Below are 832 nucleotides of genomic sequence, written 5' to 3'. Positions count from 1 at the left end.
GAGAGGATTTCTGCAAGGATGCCATTACCGATCAATACGAAAGTATCTATTACCGCGTGCTGGACCGTAAAGCCGCGAACGCGGTCCGATAAGAATGGAGCCATGTCATTATGAATTGGAAAATGGCCGATCCCCTGATGGCCGAAGCTGCCGGGCGAATCATTATTCGCCTGAACGATGCCGGGTATGAAGCCTATTGGGTAGGCGGCTGTATCCGGGACGAGCTGCTCGGCCGGCCCGTTCACGATATGGATATCACCACCTCCGCCAAGCCGGAGACGGTCATGTCGCTCTTTCCAAGATGCGTGCCCACGGGTCTGCAGCATGGAACGGTTACCGTGCTGGAGGACGACTTCCCGTTTGAAGTGACAACCTATAGAACCGAGAGCGGCTATGCCGATCACCGGCGGCCGGAGACGGTTACTTTTGTTATGGACGTCAAAGAGGACCTGCGCCGCCGGGACTTTACGATCAATGCGATCTGTCTCGGTCTTGACGGAAGATTGATCGATCCGTTCGGCGGTGCGGAGGACCTGCGCCGCCAACTGATCCGCTGCGTAGGCAAAGCGGAAGACCGCTTTGACGAGGATGCGCTTCGCATGCTCCGCTGCGTGCGCTTCGCGTCCACTCTGGCCTTTCGCATCACGAAGAACACGTGGCGCGGCCTGCTGCGCCGCCGGGACGGCCTGGCGCATATCGCCGTGGAGCGCGTCTTGGCCGAGCTGACGCGCATCGTGGAAGGCCCCCGGCCGCTGACGGGCCTTGCGATGCTGGCGCGCAGCGGGCTGCTCGCGCGCGGCAAGGCCCCGTTCCCCTGGACCGGAGAAGACCT

Annotated in this window: 1 protein-coding gene; it reads left to right on the top strand. The window is 61.2% G+C overall.

The window, feature by feature from the left end:
- Positions 1 to 110: 110 nt before the first annotated feature.
- Positions 111 to 832, top strand: a 722-nt coding sequence (locus L691_RS0105700; RefSeq protein ID WP_025689313.1) for a CCA tRNA nucleotidyltransferase, incomplete at its 3' end; no start/stop codon positions are given.

Origin of the sequence: Paenibacillus zanthoxyli JH29, from assembly GCF_000520715.1 — a bacterium.
GTDB classification, from domain to species: Bacteria; Bacillota; Bacilli; order Paenibacillales; family Paenibacillaceae; genus Paenibacillus_AQ; species Paenibacillus_AQ zanthoxyli.
Note: the sequence above shows the minus strand (reverse complement) of the source record. Positions and strands in the feature narration are given on the sequence as shown.